We start from the raw sequence: 22413 nt of genomic DNA, 5'->3' as shown, positions 1-22413 counted from the left end.
GCAGCCGGGAACCCGCCGAAGCCGGTACTGATGCGTACGATGCGGCACATGGCGTTGTTGTACCGAGCGGACATCCGTCCCACCAAGCTGGAACTGTTGGCGACCTGGCTGCCGACCCGTGACTGGTACACCGGCGGTGCCGACGTGGCGCGCGTGGCCGGGTACCGGTTCGACGACCCCGCCGGGCAGGTGGGCATCGAGACGCTCCTGGTGCGCGGCGGCGACGGGCCGGTGCACCAGGTGCCGTTGACCTACCGTGCGGCACCGCTGGACGGCGCCGACGAGTGGCTGGTGGGCACCACCGAGCACTCGGTGCTGGGCCGGCGCTGGGTCTACGACGCGGTCGGCGACCCGGTGTACGCGGCCACCCTGGCCGAGGCGGTCCTGGCCGGCACCGGGCAGGCCGACGAGTACTTCGAGGTCGACGGCCGGCGCGAGGTGCGCCCGCCCAGCATGGGCATCATCAGCGACGTCCAGCCCGTCGACGTGCTCACGGTCGGCACGGTGCGCCGGGTGGTCGACGGAGATCCGGCGCTCATCGTCACCGACACCGTCGAGCTGGGCGTGTTCCGCCGCCCCGGATCCGCCGCCGCACCGGGCGGCGCCACGTTGACCGGCACCTGGGACGACGTCCTGGCCCCGCTGGCGTACGCCGCGCCGCGCTGAGCCGCCACGAACACCGCGCGGCGGGCACCGCGCCGAGTCGCCAGGCGGCACGTCGACCGGTACTGCGGAGGCGGGCGGCGCCGGTCAGGCCAGGACGACAGGGTTGGTCAGGGCCGCCATCCGCCGGTCCGGACGGCGTACCTCGGCCCGGACGAAGCCGCTGTCCCGCGCGGCGGTGCGCCAACGGATCGTGCCCGCCCCGTGGTCGGGAAGTCGCTCCTGGAGCACGGTGCCGCGTTCGGTGTGCAGACTGACGGTCCCCGACGGTACCCCGGACACCCGCAAACGCACCTCGATCGGTGCGCCGCCGGAGTCGAGGCGCTCACCCACACCGACGACGCGGTCACCTGTCGCAGCGGTGAACGCGAGGTCGACGGCGGCGGAGCCGGCGATCCAGCTCCGGCCGGCCCGCAGGCCGGCGAGGATAGCGGCGACGCTCAACTCCTCGGCGTGAACCACCGTGTGCGGGGTGCCGAGCTGACCGGCGAGGTGGGCATCGCTGTTGCCGACCGCCGGCCACCACCGTCCCCGATGGATGTCGTGGCCGAGGTTGCGCCCCCATTCGGCCACCGCCGCCTCGTTGTCGGCGTTCCACGGCAGGTCCGAGCGCCACTGTCCATTCCACACCTCCACCGCGTCGAAGCACCGGTACGGGTAGGCCAGGGTTCCGGACTCGTACGGCGCGTACGGGTGGGCGGCCACGCAGAGTCCACCGGACCGGCGGACCTGCGCCAGTTGCTCGTCGATGGCGTCGTCGCGCACGCCGTACCGCCACTCGACCTGGTGCCCGGGTTCGAGGCCGAGGGCGAGCCAGTGCCCGGTGTGGGTGGTGACCTCCTGTCCGAGAATGACCAGCAGGTCGTCGGCAGCGTATCGGCTCCAGTCACCGTGCCCGGCGGCGGTGTTGTGCTCGGTGGTGGCGACGAAGTCCAGCCCGATCTCGCGGGCGGCGGCGGCAAGCTGCGCCGGGGTGAGTTCGCCGCCGGCGGAGAGTGTCGTGTGCAGGTGAACGTCGCCCCGGTACCAGCCGGGCTTCGGGCAGACCGACTCGCTGGTCCCCCGGGAGGCCGCCATGGGTGGCAATTTATCTGATCGGGGTGGAGCACCACTGCGACAGACCACCGCCGGTCCCGGCGCCCGCCGCCGCCCGGTGCGCGGGCGGCGGCGGGCGGTACGAATCGGACCGCAGCCGGCAGGAATCTCGCACTAGGTGGCGGAGCACGTCGGGGCCATTCCCACCCCTGACCCGGTGCCCTGGAAACCGAACTCGGTCGACTGACCAGCGGCCACGGAGCCGTTGTAGCTGACGTTGGCGAACCGGACCGTTCCGGTGCTGCCGCTGCGGCTGGCGTTCCACGCGTTGGTGACGGTTGCGCCGGACGGCAGTGCCATGGTCACCGTCCAACCACTTATCGACGTTCCGCCCGAGGTCACCCGGACCGTGGCCACGAAACCACCGTTCCACTGATTCAGCGACACCGACGCGGTGCAACCCGGCCCCGGTGACGGAGTGGTCGGAGGTGGAGTGGTCGGCGGCGCAGTGGTGGGCGGCGGTGTCGTCGGCGGCGCGGTCGTCGGAGGTGGAGTATCACCGCCGATCGCACCCGGGACCGCCCGCAGGGCGTCGTACCAGACGGCGGCCATCTTGCTGTAGCCACGAGCGTTGGGATGCACGCCGTCCGCCAGGTCCGCCATCGTCAACGCGCTGTACATGTCGACCAGGTGCACGCGACGCCCGGCGTCGACCTTGCTCTGCACGATGCCGGGTATTGCCGCGTTGAACGCGCGCACCTGACTGTCCGCGCCGGACAGCGGCACGATGGTGGCGACGAACACATCCGCCGTCGGCGCGGTGGCGGTGATTTTGTCGATGAGCGTGGACAGCCGGGACGGTGCGCCGGACGAGTTGCCGAACATGTCGTTGGTCCCGATGTGCAGCATCACCGTGCGGGGTGTGGTGGCCCGCAGCCAATTGACCACGTTGGCGTCGATCTGCGCGATCGTCCACCCCGAGTGGCCCTCGTGGTTGCGATCACCCAGGCTGCTCGGGCCGTTGGACATCGAGCCGACGAAGTCGACCTGGTAGCCACCGGCCACCAGCTTCTGCCACAGGTCGATCCGGTAGCCGCCGGGCACATTGAACCCGTCGGTGATCGAGTCGCCGAGCGGCATCACCCGTACTGGGGCGTCGGCTGCGGCGTTGGTCGGGCCGGCGGCGATCGCCGTGGTAGCCACGACGGCGGCGAAAGCCGCGAAGAGCGCCGGCACATTCAATCTTCGTAGCATGGGCACGTTCCCCGATCTGATCCGTTGCGGTCGGTCGAGTCGCCACGGCCGTTGGCGCTTCATGCGTGGTGACGGTGGCAGCGGAGGACGGTCGTGCCCACGATCCATCCACTGACGGTGCCCTGAATACGCTCACGGCGGAGGCCAACCATGCCGCTGGCCGGCACGGACCGGTCGGCACGCCGCGATGCGTCGCACCCGAGCGCAGCCGATCCATGCGCTCGGAGCTGCCCGAGCTCCTACTCGCAGGCTAGCCGAAGAACCTCTGGACGAACAAGATTCGACCAGCTCTCCGCCCATTATGTATCTACAAACGCCGATGATTTGCTGCCCGGTCGAGAGAGCCTGTGACATGACGCCCGCCGCTGGACCCCTACCCAGGGAGGATGTGGAGGTCCACCCAGTGGCCGCGGCTGGGTCTCCTGGTCGGGCGCGGCGGGCAGTCGCTCGATCCAGCATCTACAGGCATGACTGACAACCTGTCGTGGCGGGCGTACCGGCACCGCCCACTGATGATCTTCGTCTCGGCGATGGCGGTGCTCGCCGTCGTCTGCGCGGTCGGCATCGTGGCCGACCAGCGGGTCCTGACCGGCGCGCCGGCCTGGCTCAAGCCGTTCAAGTTCGCGGTGTCCTTCGTCCTGTACGGCGGCACCCTGGCCTGGCTGCTCTCCCTGCTGCGTCGTCGTAGCCGGGTCGCGGAGTGGGCGGTCACCGTGGTGGTCGCCATGGGTGTGGTGGAGATGTGCATCATCGTGGGGCAGGTGATCCGCGGCACCACCAGCCACTACAACGAGACCACCCCGTTGAACGCGGTGCTGTGGCAGCTGATGGGCGCGGCCATCATGGTGCTCTTCGTCGCCCACGTCGTCGTCGGTGTCGCGGTGCTGCGGCAGCCGGTCGCGGGCCGGGCCGGCCGATACGCGATCGGTCTGGGGCTCGGGCTGGCGGCGCTCGGCATGCTGGTCGCGGTGCCGATGACCCTGCCCGCTCAGGCTCCCATGATCGAGGGCATCGCCGGGGCACACAGCGTGGGCGTGCCCGACGGAGGGCCGGGGCTGCCGCTGGTCGGCTGGAGCACCACCGGCGGGGACCTGCGGATCGGGCACTTCGTGGGGCTGCACGGGATGCAGGTGTTGCCGATCCTGGCGCTGCTGCTTGGCCGGTTCACCGGTGGCCGGCTGGACGAGCGGACCCGGGCACGGCTGCTGCTCGTCATGGGCGTCGGCTATGGTGCGACGACCGTACTGCTGACCTGGCAGGCGCTGCGCGGGCAGCCGCTGCTACGGCCGGACACACTCACCCTGGCCGCTGCTGCGGCGCTGGCGGTGGCGACCGTGGCCGCGGCCGGCGCGGTGCTGGCTCGACACCGGTTCTCGGCGACAATGGTCGAACATCAGCCGGCGGGCCCGGGTGAGCAGCGCGCCGCGGCTCGTCGCGACGGGCGCACCGGGGATGGCGAGCAGGCGGAGGTGACCGCGTGAGCGCCACGTTGTTCTCCTTGACATTCGCGGTGGCGGCACCCTTCTGGGCGCTGATGATCCTGCTGCCGAACTGGACGGTGACTCACCGGATCATCCGATCACCGCTGATCGTGGCGCCGGTCGTGGCGATCTACGCGATCCTGGTGGTCCCGGCGTTCGCAGAGGTACTGCCGGCGGTGACGGACCCCACCCTCGACGGTGTACGGGAGTTGCTGGGCACTGCCGACGGCGCGGCGGCGGCCTGGGCACACATGATCGCCTTCGACCTGTTCGTGGGTCGGTGGGCGTGGCTCGACAGCCGGGAACGGGCAGTCCCACCGCTGGTGATGGCGCCGGTGTTGCTGCTGACGATCCTGCTCGGTCCGATCGGCCTGGCGGCTTATCTGGTCGTACGCACCAGATGGGCTGACCCGACGGCCGCTTCTGGCCCTGACGAGCACCGCCTAGGCTGAGGCCGTGGGCTGGGTGGGGCGGCTGTTCGACGCACGGGACAGCCTGGTGCGGATGGTGCTGCTCATCCTCTCCGGCCTGGGCTACCTGTTCTTCGGCACCCTGTCCGCACCGACCACCACCCAGTGGTTCCTCGCCGTGCTGGCCTTCGCGGTCGGACTCTCGCTGCACCACCGGCCGCTGGCCAACATGCTCACCCAGACCGCGCTGCTGGCGGTCGCGATCTGGCTGGTCGACGACTTCACGATCAACCAGGTGGGTGCCAGTTGGGCACTGCTCGAACTGACCATGGCCGCCCGCCGGATCCGGACCATCTGGCTGGCCGCCGGGCTGCTGGCCGTGGTCGACCTGACCGACTCGATCGGCGACCCGCTGCCGCGCCTGCTCTCCGGTGTGTTCGGGCTGCTGCCGGAGGTCGGCGTACCGCTGCTGCTCGGCCTGGTCATCCGGACCACCCGGGAACTCGGGCAGCAGTCACGGCGGCGGGCCGAGGAGGAGCAGCGGCGGCGCGAGTCGGAGAACCGCGCGGCCCGCGCCGACGAACGCGGCGCGATCGCCCGGGAGTTGCACGACGTGGTGGCGCACCACGTGGCGTCGATGGTGCTGCGGGTCGGGGTGGCCCGGCACGTGCTCACCGATCTGGACCCACGGGTCGGCGCGGTCTTCGACGACGTGCACGGCACCGGCACCGCGGCCCTTGCCGACCTGCGCCGGCTGGTCGCGGTGCTGCGTGACCCCGACGGTGTACGCGGCGACGCCGCGCTGACCGCGATCGAACCGTCGGCGCTGCCGGCCGCGCTCGGCGCCGCGGTGGACCGGGCCCGTCAGACCGGTGTCACCGTGATCGCCGACATCGACCCGGCGGTCGGTACCCTCGACGCGGTACGCGGCCTCGCGGTGCTGCGGCTCAGCCAGGAGGCGTTGACGAACGTGGCCAAGCACGCCGGTACCGCCGCGGTGGCGCGGCTGTCGGTGACCGTGGTCGACGGGGCCGTCCACTGGGAGGTGGTCGACGACGGCCGCGGCAGGGTGCCCGCCCCGGTGCCGGTCGGCGGCGGCCACGGCATCACCGGCATGCGGGAACGGGTCGAGGTCCTCGGCGGAGAGTTAACGGCCGGACCGACCGGACCGGGCTGGCGGGTCGCCACCGTGCTGCCTACCGGTCGGCCAGCGGCGGAGCGCACATGATCCGGGTCCTGCTCGTCGACGACCAGCATCTCATCCGCGCCGGCCTGCGCATGCTCTGCGAGGCCCAGCCGGACATCGAGGTCGTCGGCGAGGCCGACAACGGCCGTGACGCCATCGCCCTCGCCGCCCGGCTGGTGCCCGACGTGGTGGTGATGGACCTGCGCATGCCCGGCGTCGACGGGATCTCCGCGACCAGCCGGATCCTCGCCGACCGTCCCGGTGCCCGTGTCCTGGTGCTGACCACGTTCGGCGACGACGACCACCTCTATCCGGCATTGACGGCCGGCGCCTGCGGCTTCCTGCTCAAGGACGCGCCGCCGACCGAGCTGCTCGACGGGGTGCGCCGGGCCGCGACCGGCGACAGCCCGTTCAGCTCGGCGGTGCTGCGCCGGTTGGTGCAGCGCGCGGTGCACGCCCGCGCCGGGACGCCGACGCCGGTCACCGGGCTGACCGCCCGGGAGCAGCAGGTGCTGGACCTGGTCGCCGACGGCCTGTCCAACGGCGAGATCGCCGAGCGGCTGCACATCGGCGTCACCACGGTCAAATCCCACATCACCAGCCTGATGACCAAGACGAGCAGCCCCAACCGGGTACGCCTGGCACTGTTCGCCCGGGGCCTGTGAACCGGATCATCCGCCGGCCATCGCGCCGAGGACGATGAACGGCTCCTCGCCGGCGACCACCCGTTCGGGCAGGGGCGTGTCGGGTGGGCTGTTGGACAGATCCTCCTCGCAGGCGTAGAAGCGGACGAAGGCGCGGCGCTTACCGCTGTGCCGGTCGCGGATGGTGCCGAGCAGCATCGGGTACCGGGCCTCGACGGCGTCGAGCACCAGGCGCTGGGTGGCCGGCCCGGGGCCGGCCACCTCGACCCGCACCTCACCGGTCACCCCGGCGAGGGTCTTCAGATGAGCCGGGAGGACGACCCGGATCACGGCAGCACCTGGACTTCCACGGAGAGCACGGGCGGCAGGTCCCGGACGATCGGCGCCCAGCTGTCGCCGCCGTCGGCGGAGCGGTAGACCTGGCCCCCGGTGGTGCCGAAGTAGATGCCGCAGGGGTCGAGCGTGTCGACGGCCATCGCGTCGCGCAGGATGTTGACGTAGCAGTCGGACTGCGGCAGCCCGTCGGTCAACGGCTGCCACTCGTCGCCGCCGGTGCGGCTGCGGTAGACGCGCAGCTTGCCCTCCGGCGGGTAGTGCTCGGAGTCGCTCTTGATCGGCACCACGTAGATGGTCTCCGGTTCGTGGGCGTGCACCGCGATCGGGAAGCCGAAGTCCGACGGCAGGTTGCCGCTGACCTCGCGCCAGTTCGCTCCGGCGTCGTCGCTGCGCATGACGTCCCAGTGCTTCTGCATGAACAGGGTGTCGGGCCGCGACGGGTGCTGGGTGATGTGGTGCACGCAGTGGCCGACCTCGGAGTCCTGGTCGGGGATCTCCCCCGACCGCAGCCCCTTGTTGATCGGAAGCCAGCTGGTGCCGCCGTCGTCGCTGCGGAAGGCGCCGGCCGCCGAGATGGCGGTGTAGATCCGACCCTGCTGGACCGGGTCCAGGATGATCGTGTGCAGGCACAGGCCGCCCGCGCCGGGCTGCCAGGACGGCCCGCTCGGATGGGTGCGCAGCGCGGTCAGCTCCGTCCACTTGCCGCCACCGTCGGTGGACACGTAGAGCGCCGCGTCCTCCGCACCCGCGTAGACGGTGTCCGGGTCGTCGCGGGACGGTTCGAGGTGCCAGATGCGCTTGAACTCCCACGGACGCGGCGTTCCGTCGTACCAGAGGTGGTCGCCGACGTCGCCGGCGTAGGCGAAGTCGTTGTCGACAGTGGTCCAGGTGCGGCCACCGTCGTCGGAGCGTTGGATCAGCTGACCGAACCAGCCACCGGACTGGGAGGCGTAGAGCCGGTCCGGGTCGGCCGGCGACCCGGTGAGGTGGTAGATCTCCCAGCCCCCGAAGTGCGGCCCGTCGACCGTCCAGCTGTCGCGTCTACCGTCGGCGGTCAGGACGAACGCACCCTTGCGCGTCCCCACCAGCACGCGTACACCACTCATCTGAGCATCCTCTCGTCTTCGTCGGGCCGGCGGCGGTCGCCGCGGCCCACCAACCGGCATGCACCGTTCCTGGTCGGTCTACTCCCCGGGTACGACGAATTGGCATCAGCGGAACGGACGACACCGGTTCGCCGGGGGCTCATCCCGCCCGGGACCGTCGGGCATCGGTGGGCCAGATGACGGTGGTGGGGATGCCCCGCTCGCGGGCCCAACCGACGGTCCGGTCGGTCGACGCGTCGTGGCAGCCCGGTTCGCCGTCCCAGACCGCCAGCAGCCGCTGCACCCGTAGCAGCAGCTCCCGGTTGGCGGCCACGTAGGCGGCGGTGCCGGAGGTGCGGTGGCCGGTGTGCAGGATCCGGGTGGCACGGCCGAGCAACTCGTCGAAGGTGCCCCGGGCCGCCGGGACGATGGTGTCCCGGTAGTCGGGAGCCGGCAGGACCACCTCGTACGTGCCACCGCCGTCCAGCACCGCGCGGGCGAAGATCTGGTCGGTGCCCGCCGCCAGGCAGGTGACACCGTGCACCGGCCGGTCGCTGATCCTGCGCAGTTCGAGGCGGATCGCCTCGGCGACCAGCCGCTCGGTGGCCGGGGTCAGGTTGATGTGGCCGGTGACCCCGACGCGGACCGGTTCGCGTTCAGGCGGCATCGGCTGAGCCTCCCCGCTGGACGGGCACGCTGGGGCCCAGCCGGATCAACTCGAATCCACTGTCGGACAACACGTCGGGCAACGCCCGGATCTCCTCCCGGTTCTGCTCCTTCGCCGCCGGTGGCAACTCGTCCCACGGCCGCAGCAGGTGGTGCCGGCGCCGGGCGTCGTCGCGCGGCTCGCCGAACGTCCAGCCCTCGGAGCGCCGTTCCCGGCACCACCGTTCGTGTTCGAGCCGGGCCAGTTGCTCGATCCGGTCGTCGATGGCCCGCCCGGCGGCCGAGGCGTCACCGGCCCCACCGTGCCGGGGCGCCACCACACAGCCCAGGTTCAACAGCTTCGCGGCGATGTCCTGGACATGGCTGCGGTTGGCGCGACGCAGCGACTCCGGCAGCCGGGACCAGGGCACCATGGCCGGCGCGTCGCCGAGGCGTACCCCGGCTCGCTGCTGGGCGTGCAGATACCGCAGGTGGATCTGCTGGGCGAGCCGTTCGGTGAGATCCTCGGCGATCAGCCCGGCGTCGCAGGCGTGCGTGAGCACCGGGTACAGCCGCAGCTTGCCGTGCACCTCGTCGAGCAGGTCGTGGCGGGCGTCGCCGTGGAAGGCGGCGGCGAGCGCGGCCTGCCGGTAGACCGGCACGAAGACGATGCTGCGCGCCCCGCGCCAGAGCGCGGGGGTGTCCAGTGCGAAGCGCAGGCCGCCGATCTCGTCGGGGGCGCACAGGTAGATGCGGTCGTAGCTCTCGGCGGCGACATGGTCCAGGCCGACCAGGCTGGCGATGTCCCGGTCGTACCCGGCCAACCGGCAGACCTCGCCGAGGAACGGATAGCGGGAGGTGGCCAGGGCGAGTTCGGCGCGGGCGTCCGGTGCCACCAGGTCCACCCGCAGCCGGCGGTCGGGTCCGCCCTGATCGGCCTGGTGCGCCCGCCAGTGCCGGGCCGTCTCCACCAGCAGCGCCCGGCGGAAGCTGCCGCCACCGGCGATGAGCACGGTCGTCGGCCGGTCCGGTGCCGACGGCAGCGGATGGTGCCGGTGCAGCGCCCGGGCGGCGATGTCGTCGACGTGGAAGTAGTCCAGGCGCACCCGGCTGGACCCGGCGGCGCCGAGCCGCCGGGCCTGCAACGACAGGCACATCTCCGGATCGTGGACCTGCACGTACACCCGGGGTGGCTGGCGCCGGTCCTGGATCAGCCGGTTGGCGGTGTTGGCGATGGCGTGGTTGCGGTCGTCGTCGTCGGTGCAGGCGTAGACGGTGTGCGCCCTTGGCAGGCCGGCACCCCGCAACACCTCCACGTTCGTCGGGTCGCCGACGACACCGAGGTAGCGGCGTCGGCGGTACTCCAGCGGCCCGAACGGTTCGGAGCGGACGACGACCACCCGGTCACCGTCGGCGTACAGCCGGTCGGCCAGCATGTGCGCGAACTGCGAGTCCCCGCAGACGACCGCGTGGCCACTGGCCCGCCGGGCCCGCCGCCGCCGGATCTCCGTGGCCAGCAGCAGTCGACCGGCCTCGGCCACCGCCAGCAGGGTGAACAGCGGTGCCATGAACCGGGCGACCTGCAACTGCCACGGATACGGACCGGGCTGCTCGAAGAGTTCGGCGCTGAGGAAGAACAGCTGCAGGTCGTAGTAGAGGATGTCGTACCGGTCCCCGATGGCCTCGGGGCGTTCCTGCGACAGGCGTTCCAGGCCGACGTAACCGAGCACCGAGGCGACCAGGCCGATCACCCCGAAGACGACCCGCAGCCACCACGCGGCGGGACGGGCCGCACCGGGGACCGGCTGGGTCATCGCACCAGCCACCGGATTACGACCATGCGCGTCATGCTATTGGACAGAGTCGATCACCAGGGCCGGCGACGTGCCGACCGTCCGGGCACTTTTCGCAGGTGACGCCGTTTCCTCGGGATCGCGCTGTCGGGGTTCAGCTCGACATGACCCGGGCGTGCAGGTCGGTGACCACCTTGCGGGCGGACTCGAACGCCCCGGCCTGCCAGGCGATGTAGTGGCTCAGATGGTCACCGGCGAAGTAGACCCGGCCGTCCGGCTCCAGCAGCCGACCGTACTGGCCGCTGGTGCGCGAGGGCCACGACACCCAGCCACCCTCGGAGTGGCGGGTGCGGTCCCAGGCCACCGAGAACGACGTCTCCAGCTCCGTCCGGTACGCCTCGCCGTGGATCTTCACGCCCTGGGCCACCGCTCGGGCCTCCCGCTCGGCGGGCGTCAGGGCCGCGTACGCCTGGGCGTTGGCGCCGAAGTTGTAGTAGCCGACCACCACGCCCTTCGCACCGTGGTAGCCGTAGGAGGGGTACCAGATCGTGGCGAGGTCCAGGTTGGTGTTGGTGATGCCGGAGTAGATGTTCTCGTCCTGCTCCCACCACCGGCGGCGGTACTGCAGGCCGATCTTGCCGGTGGCGTTCGGGACCGGGTACGCCAGCGCGTCCCGCACCGGTTGGCTGAGATTGGACGGGATCTTGGCCAGCACCTGCGGTGGGATGGTGCAGACGCAGAAGTCGGCGGTGGCGGTGCGCGGCCGGCCGCCCGGCCCGTCGTAGACCACGCGGACCCCGGAGCCGGTGTTGGAGATCGAGCGCACCTGCGCGTCGTAGGTGATGAGGCGGCGGCCCACGGCGGCTTCGAGGGCGTACGCGATGCGGTCCATCCCGCCGACCGGCTGGAACATCAGCATCGCCTGGTCGTAGCCGAACTCGAAGGAGAAGTACCGGCCGATGCCGCTGGCCAGCACGTCCGTCAGCGGGTACGGGGTGAGTTTCGGGGTGCCCGCCTCGAAGCCGGCGCCCGGCTCCACCAGGTAGCCGCGCCGGTTGGTGCCCGTGTACCGCCAGCTGGCCGCCGGGTCGTCGGCGACCCGGCCGCCGATCGCGCCGAACCCGCGCAGGAACTCCAGCAGCCGCTCCTTGTCCTCACCGGTCAGGTAGGTGTCGAGCGCGCCCTGGTCGGTGGCCTTGGCGAGCAGTTCGGAGACGTACCCGTAGACGTCCGCCTTGGCCTCGCGGTGCCGGATCGGCCGGCCGGACAGCGCGCCGGCGTTCTCGTTGACGTAGTAGGCGTCGGCGTTCTGGTTGCCGAAGATCTCGATCGGCACGCCGAGTTCCCGGCAGTAGTCGAGGGTCACCATGTGCTGGGCGATGCGGGCCGGACCGGCGTTGAGGTACTGGCCGTCGGCGAACCGGGCCCGCTGGGTACGCCCGTCCAGGTCGGTCTCGGTGGTGCCGCCGCGCACCGTCCAGTTGCGCCCGCCGGGCCGGTCACGCGCCTCCAGCAGGCGCACCCGGTAGCCCGCCTTGCCCAACTCGTACGCGGTGGCCAGGCCGGCGATGCCGGCCCCGAGCACCAGCACCGACTTGGCCGACCGGCCGGTCAGCGTGAAGTCGGACCGGTTCGGGGCCCGAAACGGTGGTGCCGCCTGGGCGGCGGGCGCCAGGCCGAGCGCACCCATCGTGCCGTAGAGCACGCCCGCCCCGCCGGACACCCCGACGGCCTGGAGGAACTGTCGTCGCGTCGTCGATATCGTCACCGCCACCTCCCGCGCAAGATCGAAGACCGACGATCCCAGGCGGCAGTTACATCGATGCTTCTCTCTTGTTTCGCGCCGGTCTCCGGCCGGTCCGGACTACCGGTCGCGGGCCGGCGGGACGTCGATCACGACGTTGCCGACCTTGTGCCCGGCGTCGACGTGCCGGTGCGCCTCGACGATCTCGGTCATCGGGTAGCGGCGGTCGACGACGACCTGAAGCCGCTCCTCGGCGAGCAGGTCCCGCAGGGCGGCGAGGGCCGCGTGCTTGCGTACCGACATCCCGGTCCGGACCCGTCGACCGCGGGTGAGGCTGGTGCCGAGCGCGAGCAGGCCGTTCGTCACCAGGCCGGTCGTGGGCAGGTAACGGCCACGCGGCGCCAGCACCGCCCGGCACCGGGCGAACGAGCTGCGACCGACCGTGTCGAAGACGACGTCGTAGCGCTCGCCGCTGGCGGTGAAGTCCTCCACCGTGTAGTCGAAGACCCGGCTGGCGCCGAGCGACCCGACCAGCGCGGCGTTGCGCCCGCTGCACACCCCGTGCACGGTCGCCCCGAGGTGACCCGCGAGCTGAACGGCGTACGTGCCGATGCTGCCCGAGGCGCCGATGACGAGTACCTTCTGTCCGGGTTGGAGGTCGGCCAGGTCGCGCAGGAAGTGCCAGGCGGTGGTGAATCCGTCGACGGTGGCCGCGGCCTGCGGGTAGGTCACGTTCGGCGGAATCGTGCTGATCGAGGCCCGCTCGGACAGGCACTTGTACTCGGCGTTCGCGCCGGCGCCGAAGCTGGTGAAACCGAAGACGCGGTCGCCGACGCGCAGTCGACGCACCCTCGGCCCGAGCGCCGTCACCTCACCGGCGAACTCCAACCCGAGCACCCGGACGCTGCGCCGTGGCCGGCGCAGACCGATGATGACCCGCCCCCAACGGGGCTCGCCCCGGCGCATCCCGCACTCGGCGGTGGTCACCGTGGTGGCGTGCACCCGGATCAGCACCTGATCGGCCCGGGGCTCGGGGGTCGGCAGCTCGACCTGGGTGAGCACCTCCGGTGGCCCGTACGCGTCGAACATCACGGCTCGCATGCGCACCATTCTGCGCCGCCCCCGCCACCTGGCTGGCGCCCCCGGACCTCGGCCGGCCCGCCGCCGCGGCCACCGGCAGCCCACCGATCGGCCCTTTTTCGCAGGTGAGACCGATCTGTCGCCTTCGGAGGTCCGCCGCGATGGCTACTGACGGCTACGATTTGAAGACGCCCTGGAGGCGCGGAGGAGCAGTGCCTGCCCGGGCCATGGGAGTTCCTGGTGCCCGGACCAGAGCTACCGGAGGATCAGAAAGATGGATGCAACCGAAGATCCACCGGCGGTCGGTCCGGTCAACCCGTTCTCGCCGACCGCGGTCGCCAGGGTGACCGGCGGCCTGGCGCAGGCGACCACGGTCACCACCGCCGCCATCCGCGACGCCCTCGCCCATCTGGACCACTACCTGCGCGGCGGCGACGGTGGCACGGTCGCGGTGGTGGGTGACTACGGCACCGGCAAGACCCATCTGGCCGCCGAACTGCTGGCCCACGCGCAGGAGAGCACCGCGGGGGCGATCAGAGCGGTCTACCTCGACGCCCCCGCCGACACGTTCCTGTCCCTGAGCCGCCAGCTGCTCGGTCGGTTGTCCCGCGACACGGTGCGGGCCCTGGTCGAGGACTACCGGGCGGAGTCACCTGTCGTGACCGCGCCGGACGACAGCCGGGACAGGCCGCCCGCAGCAGGGGGGCTGGGCGAGCGGCTCCGGGCGGAGTTGACCCCGGTCACCACCGACGCCTCGGTCGGCACGGTGCTGGCGATGCTGCTCGATCCCGCCACCGAGGCGGCAGCGTGGGACTGGCTGACGGGTTACCCGCCCGGGGCGGCGCTGGAGGCGGCCGGCGTACCCGCTCGGGTCGATGTGGAGTCCGACGCGGTGGCGGCGATGGGTGCGCTTGCCCTGCTGTGCGGGCAGCGTCACGGACGCTTCGTGGTGGTACTCGACGAGGTGGACAAGTTCCTGTCGGCGGCCGGTCGACCAGGCGACGACACGATGGCCCGGTTCTCCCGTCTGATCGAGATCTTCGCGTCCGCCGGCGCCTTCCTGGTGATCGCCGGGCTGCCGGACATGTTGCACCTGTTCAGCCCGGACGTACGGCAGCGGATCGGGCCGATCGTGCGGATGTCCGCGCTGAGCGCCCACGACCTGCGGGACTTCATCCGGCGCAGCCAGCTGCGCACGTTCGGCGAGGCACGGCTGGCCCCGTTCACCGTGGAGACCACCGAGTACCTCACAAACCTGACCGACGGGGTGCCCCGCCGGTTGATCCGGCTGTGCTACCACCTGTACCAGCGGGCGGCCCAGGCCGACACGCCGGTCACCCACCTGATGGTCCGGGAGGCGGTACGGGTTCAGTTCGACCTGGCCAGCCGGCAGGATGTGGCCGCCGACGTACGGCGGGTGCTGACCCAGGACGGCTGGTCGTACCAGCGGGACCACCTGGTGGGTTCGCTACGGGACCTGCCGGTCGACTTCTGGGTTCCGCTCGAGGAACAGAACGCCGGCTGCTGCGTGCTGCTCACCGAGTCGGTGCTCAAGTCCGAGGAGGTCGACGCCCTCAACCGCCGGGTGGTGGCGATCCGGGCGGCGGTGCCGGACAGCGAGGTCATCCTGGTCGTCGTCGGGCACCTGCCGGCGGAGTTCGCCGCCGACCTCACCGAGACGTTCAGCGTGGAGCCGATCGTCTACGAACCGCAGTCCTTTCCGGAGGATCTGTCGGGCAGCGTGAAGGCCTCCCTGCGCCGGCTTGAGCAGGCGCTCGGCGCGGACGCGCTGACCTCGGTGCGGACCCGGGTCGAGCGCATCCAGCGCCAGCAGACGAACGCCCAACGATCCATCGAGCGGTTGTCGTACCAGTTGGACGAGATTCGGGACGACCTGCGCCACGATCTGCGGAGTCCGGCGCAGCGGGAGCATCCGCCAACCCGACCGGATGTCGCTACCAGGACGCTGCCCGGCCCGGTCGCCCGGCTCTTCGTCGACGCCATCGCGGCGCTCGACCAGCTCACCGGCTTCGACCGCCACCTACGCGAGGCGTTCGCCCCGGCGGGCATCGAGATCCGGCGGGCGGTCGAGAACGCCGCGCTGCTGCGCTCGGGCCTGCGCTCCCGGGACGTGCAGCGGGCGTTGGGCACCTCGATGGTGCTGCGACGGCTGATCGAGGCGTTCCGCGACGGCGTCGAGAGGTGGTACGAGGGACACCGTCGGGCCCCTCGTCCGGGGGATCTGGACCGGTTGGACCAGCTCTGCGAGACCTACGACGGCATCGCCGAGTACCTACCGCTGTTCCAGCTGGACGTGCTCGGTGACCTGGCCGTTCCGGGTGACGGCGGCCCGACCGAGCCGCCGGAGCGCTCGCGCAGCTGGTCGGAGGCACGGTCGGTGTTCGATGGGCTGAGCGCTCGGGTGCGGCGGCTGCTGGTGAACGCCTGAGGTCACCTGCACCCGTCGCGAGCCCCCCGGCTCACGTGCCGGTTCGCACGTCCGACCGCGCCAGCTGCCGGCCCACCGCCGACATGTCGAGATCTGCCTGGGTGACCCAGTCCTGGTCGAGCGCGACGCCGAAGAGGTACTCGTCCGGCGCGAGCAGATAGTAGAAGACGGCACCGATCTCCAGGTCGAGCACCAGACGTTCGGCCTGCCCGGCCACGGTACGGCGTAGGTCCCGACTGACCTGCATAGCCAGGAGTGACAGGTCACCGGCCAGACGTTCGTAGCGGGCCCGCCGACCGGCGACGGTGACCCCACGGCTGAAGAATGACTCCAGGTCCGGGTGCCGCAGGATGTCGGCGGCGGCGGTCTGCTCCCCCGCCCGGTGGTGGCTGAGATAGTGCAGCCCGGCCGGCCGCAGCGCGCTGCTGAGCAGACCGCCGGGCTCCGGCGACCCGACCACGTACGCCATGAAGTCGGCGGCCGACGCCGAGACCGGCACCTGGGCGTCACCGGCGGTCAGCCAGCCGCCCGGGTTCTGCGAGGGCAGCCGTACCAGTTGACGCAGCGCGGTGGCGAGTTGGGCCGCCGCCCGGTCGATTCCGCTCGCCCGGGACGGGTCGGCGACCGTCTCGGTGCCGGCCGACGGAAGGGCCCCGAATCCCACCACATGTTCGCCACCGGCCACCGCGTTGCAGAAGACGAGATCGGCCCGGGTCTGGACGGCCAGCCGGACCAGCCCGCCACACTGCAGCTCCCACACCCGCCGGCTGAGGTCGGCCGCCCGGTAGACGAGTTGGGCACCCGCCCGGCGGTGCGCCTCGCGGCGCTGCGCAGGCTCGGCACCGTCGAGTGCGGCCGGCGTCGCCGCATGATTCAGGATGTCCAGCGAGAAGTCGAGCACCCCGCCGGTGTAGTGCGCGAGGTGGTAGATGCCGGTGCCGCCGCCGAGCAGCAGTTCCCGACACAGGTTGCGCTTCTTGCGGAACCCGGGCACATCCTGCTCGGCCGACTCCTCCGCCAGCGCGTCGATCAGCTGCGGATCCGTCACCTGTCCACTCCTCAGCTTCTTGGCACGTCGATGTCGGTATCGGTGAGGGCGGCGGGGCCAGCGCCGGGGGCACCGTCGCGGAGCGCCCGGATCGCCGCGAGGTTGGCGACGGCGTCGACCGTGCAGGGATGGCGTCGACCCAGATAGCGCAGGCAGGTGTGCTGCGTGTCCTCCTGGATCCGGATGGCGTCGGCGAAGTCGCCACGGGCCGCCAGGTGACCGGCCTGGGCGGTGGCAGCGGTGAGCGTCCACGGATGGGTGTCGCCGAGCCGGGCGCGGAGCGTACGCAGGCCCCGTTCGCCATCCCGTACGGCCTGGTCGTACTCTCCCGCCCCCCGCTGGAACAGCCCCAGGTCGACCGAGCAGACGGCGGTGAACGGGTGCCCGGCCTCCAACTGCCGCTCGTAGCCGCGCAGGCAGCTGTTGGCGTTTTCGACGGCGACCCCGGCGTCGCCGGCCCGGTAGTAGTCCACGGCCATGCTGAGCTTGCTGGACCGGGTGTACGGGTGGTCCCCACCGAACCGGTCACGGTAGCCCCGGAACGTCTCGATGCTGCGATTCTTCGCGGCGATGCCGAGCCCGAGCCGCCGTTCGGTGACCGCGAGGCTGCGGTTGACGCGCAGCTCGTCGAGGTGGCTGGCCGACCGCAGCTCGTGCACCCGTTCCAGGGTCTCGCGCAGGGTGGCCAGCGACAGGTCGTACTCGCCGGCCTCCCGCTCAAGCGTCCCCACCAGGCACGACGCCCGCCACGTCGCCGGTTCCTCCGGCCCGAACAGCGACATCCACCGGTCGAGCAACTGGTGGGCCAGCCGCAGTGCCTCCCGCGTGTCGCCGGTCAACTGGAAGGCGATGGCGAGGTTGTTGATCGCCATCAGGGTGTTCGGGTGATCGTCGCCGAGCACCTCCTGGTAGCCGATCAGGACCGCCTGGTCCTCCACCAGCGCCTCCTCGAATCGTCCGAGACCGCGCAGGTCACCACCGCGGCCCCGGCCCACGATGAGGGTCCGGAAGTGTCGTAGCCCGTGCCGGCGGCGTTGCTCACTGAGCACCTGCTCGTCCAGGCGCAGCGCCTCCTGGTGCTTGCCCAGCACCCGGTGCAGGTTGGCGGTCTGGACGAACAGCCGCATGGTCAACTGGTCGAACTCGCCGTTGGCCGTCCACCGGTCGCAGGCCTGCTGGGCCAACCGCACCGCCGACTGCCAGGCGTTGCTGTCGCCGAAGAAGAACAGGTAGCGGACCTGCTTCACCACCCAGTGCCGCACGGGCGCCTCGTCGGCCGTCAGGGCGCCGGAGGGCACCAGGTGGCGCTGCAGCTCCTCGAAGACCGGCAGGTGGCGGCGGTCGTCGGCCTCCGGGTCCGTCGGCGCGTAGCCGGCCAGCCCACGCAGAACCTGGCGATGGCGCTCGCGCCGCTGCGGCTCGGGCATCGCCTCGCGCAGCAGGACCTGGATGGCCCGGTGCATCCGCAGCGAGGCACCGCGCCCCCAGTCGATGTCGAAGAGGGCGAAGCGCGCGCCTACGGTCAGCACCAGGTCGACCTCCCCGGCGTCGAGTAGCAACTCCTCCGCGTCGAGGTCGGCGGCGGCGGCGAGTTGGGTGAGCATCGGCACCGACCGCAGCAGCGAAAAACCGATGCCCTCCGGCGATAGGAACGAACCGAGTTCGGCGACCCGGATCGCCAGCGAGCCGAACTCGGTTTCCCGCAGGGTGGCCAGGGTGATGTCCAGCACCCGGGACACCATCGAGGTGCGGGAGCCGGGAATCCACTCGGTCGGTTCCTCCTCGGCGGAGGGCCGCCGCAGCCAGTCCAGCAACTCGGCGACGCACCGGCCGACGGCCTCCAGGTTGGGCGTCCCCGCACGCTCCAGGGCCCGGGTCCGCTCGCGGATCCATGCGGTGGCCAACCGCAGCGCCAGCGGCAGGTGCTCCACGGCAGCCGCGATGGCCCGGGCGTCCTCGGCGCTGATGCCGAGGGTCCGCCGCAGCATCGCGGTGCTCTCGTCGCCGGTGAAGGCCGCCACCTCAAGCGGTGCCGGCAGGTTCGAGGAACCGTCGTCCCGCGAGGTGAACAGCACGTGCCCGACCCCGGAATGGGGCAGCAGTCCGGCCAGCACCTCCGCGTCGTCGGCGTTGTCGTAGATCAACAGCCAGCGGGCGAAGGCACTGCGCGGAGCCGACAGGGCGGCCACCGCCGCCTCCGCCGCCCCGTCGCTGTCGGCCACGTTGATCTCCTGGGCCAGCTCGCCCAGTGCCGCCTGGACGGTCTCCCGATCCTGCGCCGGGAGCCACCAGACGACGTCGTAGTCGTAGGCGAAGCGGTGGGCGAACTCGCGGGCGATCTCACTCTTGCCGACTCCGGCGCCGCCGGTCAGGGTCACCGGCCCGCCGCCGTCGGTGAGCTGATCACGCAGCCGTTCGAGGTACTCGCCGCGACCGACGAAGGACTCGTTACGCGGTGGCAGGTTCGTCCGCAACCGACGGTCCGCCTCGTACGGATAGCGCGGCGCGGTCCGCAGGTCGCCGGTGGGTTGCCCGGGTGCGATGAGGCCGAGCCGGCTGAGCAGTAGCGCCTGGGCCCGCGCCCCGTCGACCGCCCGGAGGTCGACGACCTGGCTCGGATCCAGCTGTTCCGGCACTTCCCCGCTGGTCAGTACGCCGAACACCGCGACGTCGGTGGCTGGCGCAGCCGCGCCGCCGGTGCCGAGGGCCTCGAGCACGCCCGGCGAGAGGATCGCCAGCACCGTGGCGTCCGGGCCGTGGGCCGGCGCCAGCCCCGACCGCACGACGTGCCGCTGGACCTGGGCGTTGGCCCGGCGCAACAGACCGGCGACCCAGTCGGCGAACGGCCGGTCGACGGGCTCGTAGAGCACCTGGATCTCGTCCGCGCTCTCGGCCGGGTCGAGCAGCACACCCCGGCGGTAGCGGCGACGGATCCGCTCGGGCACCTCGGCCAGCCGGGCCACCGCGCCACCGCTGATCCAGGAGGCCATCTGCTCGTAGGCCGCCAGGAGGGTGTTCTCGCTGCCCGGCGTGTCGGCCAGCACCGCCAGCACGTCGTCGTAGGTGTCGTACGCCGGCTCGGGTACCTCAACGATCTCCACCGTGGAGGCACCGGACAACCCGGTGGTCGACTCGTCGAGCAGGTTGGCGAACGCCTTGCGGGCCGAGTCGCGGGCCGGTCCGTACCACGGTTGGCTCATGTCGCGCAGCGTCGGTGCGGCGAGCACCCGGATGCCGCCGGTGGCCTCCCGCTGGAGCTGGGCAGCCAGCTCCGCCGCCTGCTGCATCGCCTGCCGGCGGGGCGGTATCGACACCACCGCCACGTCGCTGAGCGTGGCGGTGTAGGTGACGCCGGGCAGGGTGAGGTCGACCGGGGTGTCGATCAGCACGTAGTCGTAGCCGCCGTGTTGCAGCAGTTGCCGGGCGCGGACCGGATCGACCTCGGGTAGGGCGTTGACGTCGAGGCTGATGCCGATCATCTCGAACCCGAAACTCGACCCGGAGATCGCGTATCGGTAGAGCATGCCCTGTTCCGGCCCGGGGGGCGCGGTCGTCGCCGCCCGGTGCGGATGCGTGTCCGGATGCGGGCTGGTCAGCGTGGCGAGTTCCGGGCCGAGCACCCCGGCGGCCGGTACCGCGTCCACCCGGAACGAACGCAGATAGTCGTAGACCCGGGGTGTCTTGGTGCACCAGTCCAGGGCGAGGACCCGCTTGCCGTTGGAAGCGAGGATCCAGGCGATGTTGGCGACCGCGCTGCTGCGCCCGGTGCCGCTGGTGGGCGAGACGAAGGAGACGATGGTGCAGGTGCCGACGGACTCCTCCCGGCCCGGCTGGCCGGCCGGGCCACGGGCCGGTCGCTGCTGCGGAACGTCGCCCGGGACGACCGGGGCGTCCCCGCGGTCAGTCGTCGCCATCGATGGCGCTGTTCCAGCCCGCGTACTGGTCACCGGCAGCGCCGCTGCGGCGCTGCAACCGGTGCAACGCGGCCAGGAGCACCTCACTCGGCACGGCGTCGAGCGCGACCAGGTCCACGTCGGTCAGATCGATCAAATCGGAGCGCAACGAGTCCTCCCCGGTGTCCATCCCCCGATCACCGCCTGTCTGCCTCTCGCCCAATGATCGCGTCGCAAGCCGGACGTCGACGTTGGCCAGATCCGCTGCGTACGCCCATGATAACGGTATGACGTGGCCGCCAAACGGCCGTACGCGGGCCGGACCATTCGCCCGCCGCACCGATCCAGCCGGGGATCGACTCCCCGGATCAGGTCAAACACGGCGAACGGAACGTCACCTGTCGATGTATGCTGTGGACCCGTCGACCCCGGCCGACCGGCCGCAGCCAGGACGGTGAAGCGCCTGATGCCCGGATCCGACGACGGCCACCCGCCAGCCGGCGGCACCGCCACCCACCACGCCGCACCCGTCGCCTTCCGCCAGTTCGTGCTCAAGCTGCACAGCCGCTGCGACCTGGCCTGCGACCACTGCTACGTCTACACGATGGCCGACCAGCGGTGGCGCGATCTGCCCCGAGCCATGCGACCCGAGGTGCTCGACGCGACCGCCCGGCGCATCGGCGAACACGCCCGGGCACACCGACTCGACCGGGTGTCGGTGGTCCTGCACGGCGGTGAGCCGCTGCTGGCCGGACCGGAACGCGTCGAGGCGGCCGTGTCGGTCATCCGACAGGGCGTGGCACCGGTGCCGGTACGCATGACGGTGCAGACGAACGCCACCCGGCTGGACGACCGGTACCTCAGCCTGTTCGACCGGCTCGACGTGCGGCTCAGCATCAGCCTCGACGGTGACCGGGTCGCCCACGACCGACATCGGCGCGGGCCCGACGGGCAGGGCAGCCACGCCCGCGTCGAGGCCGCGCTGCGTCGCCTCACCACGGGTTACCCGCACCTGTTCAACGGGCTGCTGTGCACGGTCGACCTCCGCAACGACCCGGTCGCCACCTACCTCAGCCTGATCGAGCACCGGCCGCCGACGATCGACTTCCTGCTACCGCACGGCACCTGGAGCACTCCCCCGCCCGAGCGCCCGGCCGATCCTCGTCGGACCCCGTACGCGCGCTGGCTGATCTCGGTGTTCGACAGGTGGTACCACACACCGGGCCCACCGGTCCGGATCCGTCTCTTCGACGAGATCATCCAACTGCTGCTCGGCGGCGCCTCCCACCTGGCCGGGGTGGGTCTCAGTCCGGTGGTGGTGGCGGTGGTGCAGACCGATGGTCAGATCGAGATGGACGACACCCTCGCCGCCGCCTACGCCGGCGCGGCCGGTACCGGCCTGCACGTGCAGCATGATCCGTTCGACGTCGCCCTCGACCTGCCGGCGGTGCGGGCCCAGCAGAGCGGCGCGGCGGCGCTCTGCGCCACCTGCGGCGCGTGCGACCTGCGGCGGGTCTGTGGCGGCGGGCTGCGTACCCACCGCTGGCGGGCCGACAACGGCTTCGACAACCCGTCGGTCTACTGCCCCGACCTGTACGCCCTGATCGGCCACATCCGGCAGACGGTACGTCGGGACGTGGCGACGCTGCCGCGGGTGACCCGTTGAT

General features: G+C 71.7%; 18 protein-coding genes. 7 read left to right on the top strand and 11 right to left on the bottom strand.

What is annotated here, in order from left to right; all coding sequences use genetic code 11:
* Window positions 1–48: 48 nt before the first annotated feature.
* Window positions 49–666 (top strand): hypothetical protein, encoded by a 618-nt coding sequence (locus KBX00_RS19440; RefSeq protein WP_210828990.1) that lies wholly within the window; start codon window positions 49–51, stop codon window positions 664–666.
* 84 nt (window positions 667–750) lie between these two features.
* Here KBX00_RS19440 and KBX00_RS19435 read toward each other — a convergent pair whose 3' ends face one another.
* The gene (locus KBX00_RS19435; protein WP_210828988.1) at window positions 751–1740 is read right to left on the bottom strand and encodes a CehA/McbA family metallohydrolase; all 990 of its coding nucleotides are present in this window, start codon (window positions 1738–1740) and stop codon (window positions 751–753) included.
* A 132-nt stretch (window positions 1741–1872) separates the two neighbouring features.
* A complete protein-coding gene (locus tag KBX00_RS19430) occupies window positions 1873–2952 on the bottom strand; it encodes a cellulose binding domain-containing protein (protein WP_210828987.1) in 1080 nt (359 codons plus the stop codon).
* A gap of 467 nt (window positions 2953–3419) precedes the next feature.
* Here KBX00_RS19430 and KBX00_RS19425 point away from each other — a divergent pair, with 467 nt between their 5' ends.
* Genes KBX00_RS19425 through KBX00_RS19410 form a run of 4 tightly spaced genes read left to right on the top strand, consistent with a single transcriptional unit; the run spans window position 3420 to window position 6694 of the window.
* Window positions 3420–4433, top strand: coding sequence for a hypothetical protein (locus KBX00_RS19425; protein ID WP_301548241.1), 1014 nt, complete (start codon window positions 3420–3422; stop codon window positions 4431–4433).
* On the top strand, window positions 4430–4885 hold the full coding sequence (locus KBX00_RS19420; RefSeq protein WP_210828986.1) for an ABA4-like family protein: 456 nt from the start codon (window positions 4430–4432) through the stop codon (window positions 4883–4885). Before KBX00_RS19425 ends, KBX00_RS19420 begins: the two co-directional genes overlap by 4 nt.
* Before the next feature lie 4 nt (window positions 4886–4889).
* On the top strand, window positions 4890–6071 hold the full coding sequence (locus tag KBX00_RS19415) for a sensor histidine kinase (RefSeq protein ID WP_210828985.1): 1182 nt from the start codon (window positions 4890–4892) through the stop codon (window positions 6069–6071).
* Window positions 6068–6694 (top strand): response regulator transcription factor, encoded by a 627-nt coding sequence (locus tag KBX00_RS19410; RefSeq protein WP_210828984.1) that lies wholly within the window; start codon window positions 6068–6070, stop codon window positions 6692–6694. The genes KBX00_RS19415 and KBX00_RS19410 overlap by 4 nt, the downstream gene beginning before the upstream one ends.
* A 6-nt stretch (window positions 6695–6700) precedes the next feature.
* Here the strand turns inward: KBX00_RS19410 and KBX00_RS19405 are convergent, their stop codons facing one another.
* From KBX00_RS19405 to KBX00_RS19380, 6 genes are all read right to left on the bottom strand, one after another.
* On the bottom strand, window positions 6701–7003 hold the full coding sequence (locus KBX00_RS19405; RefSeq protein WP_210828983.1) for a MoaD/ThiS family protein: 303 nt from the start codon (window positions 7001–7003) through the stop codon (window positions 6701–6703).
* Complete coding sequence (locus KBX00_RS19400) at window positions 7000–8115, bottom strand: sialidase family protein (RefSeq protein ID WP_210828982.1); 1116 nt, start codon at window positions 8113–8115, stop codon at window positions 7000–7002. Before KBX00_RS19400 ends, KBX00_RS19405 begins: the two co-directional genes overlap by 4 nt.
* A 139-nt stretch (window positions 8116–8254) precedes the next feature.
* Window positions 8255–8761 (bottom strand): hypothetical protein, encoded by a 507-nt coding sequence (locus KBX00_RS19395; protein ID WP_210828980.1) that lies wholly within the window; start codon window positions 8759–8761, stop codon window positions 8255–8257.
* On the bottom strand, window positions 8751–10553 hold the full coding sequence (locus KBX00_RS19390; protein ID WP_210828978.1) for a RyR domain-containing protein: 1803 nt from the start codon (window positions 10551–10553) through the stop codon (window positions 8751–8753). Before KBX00_RS19390 ends, KBX00_RS19395 begins: the two co-directional genes overlap by 11 nt.
* Before the next feature lie 133 nt (window positions 10554–10686).
* Entirely contained in the window at window positions 10687–12300 is a 1614-nt protein-coding gene (locus KBX00_RS19385; RefSeq protein ID WP_210828976.1) for a flavin monoamine oxidase family protein, read from the bottom strand.
* A gap of 96 nt (window positions 12301–12396) precedes the next feature.
* Window positions 12397–13377 carry an NAD(P)-dependent alcohol dehydrogenase gene (locus KBX00_RS19380; RefSeq protein WP_210828974.1) on the bottom strand — a complete coding sequence of 327 codons (981 nt, stop codon included), beginning with the start codon at window positions 13375–13377 and terminating at the stop codon, window positions 12397–12399.
* 253 nt (window positions 13378–13630) lie between these two features.
* Between KBX00_RS19380 and KBX00_RS19375 the strand changes: the two genes are divergently transcribed.
* Complete coding sequence (locus KBX00_RS19375; RefSeq protein ID WP_210828972.1) at window positions 13631–15805, top strand: AAA family ATPase; 2175 nt, start codon at window positions 13631–13633, stop codon at window positions 15803–15805.
* 31 nt (window positions 15806–15836) lie between these two features.
* Here KBX00_RS19375 and KBX00_RS19370 read toward each other — a convergent pair whose 3' ends face one another.
* The 3 genes from KBX00_RS19370 to fxsA are packed head-to-tail and all read right to left on the bottom strand — an operon-like array spanning window position 15837 to window position 20936.
* Window positions 15837–16853, bottom strand: coding sequence for a hypothetical protein (locus KBX00_RS19370; protein WP_210828970.1), 1017 nt, complete (start codon window positions 16851–16853; stop codon window positions 15837–15839).
* Window positions 16854–16864: 11 nt separating this feature from the next.
* The gene (gene fxsT / locus KBX00_RS19365) at window positions 16865–20767 is read right to left on the bottom strand and encodes an FxSxx-COOH system tetratricopeptide repeat protein (protein WP_210828968.1); all 3903 of its coding nucleotides are present in this window, start codon (window positions 20765–20767) and stop codon (window positions 16865–16867) included.
* Window positions 20754–20936 carry an FxSxx-COOH cyclophane-containing RiPP peptide gene (gene fxsA, locus KBX00_RS19360; RefSeq protein WP_210828966.1) on the bottom strand — a complete coding sequence of 61 codons (183 nt, stop codon included), beginning with the start codon at window positions 20934–20936 and terminating at the stop codon, window positions 20754–20756. The genes fxsT and fxsA overlap by 14 nt, the downstream gene beginning before the upstream one ends.
* A gap of 276 nt (window positions 20937–21212) precedes the next feature.
* On the opposite strand from fxsA, the gene KBX00_RS19355 reads away from it, so the two are divergent.
* The gene (locus KBX00_RS19355; protein ID WP_210828964.1) at window positions 21213–22412 is read left to right on the top strand and encodes an FxsB family cyclophane-forming radical SAM/SPASM peptide maturase; all 1200 of its coding nucleotides are present in this window, start codon (window positions 21213–21215) and stop codon (window positions 22410–22412) included.
* Window position 22413 lies beyond the last annotated feature (1 nt).

It is taken from the genome of Micromonospora sp. C95 (assembly GCF_018070465.1).
Lineage (GTDB): Bacteria > Actinomycetota > Actinomycetes > Mycobacteriales > Micromonosporaceae > Micromonospora.
Note: the sequence above shows the minus strand (reverse complement) of the source record. Positions and strands in the feature narration are given on the sequence as shown.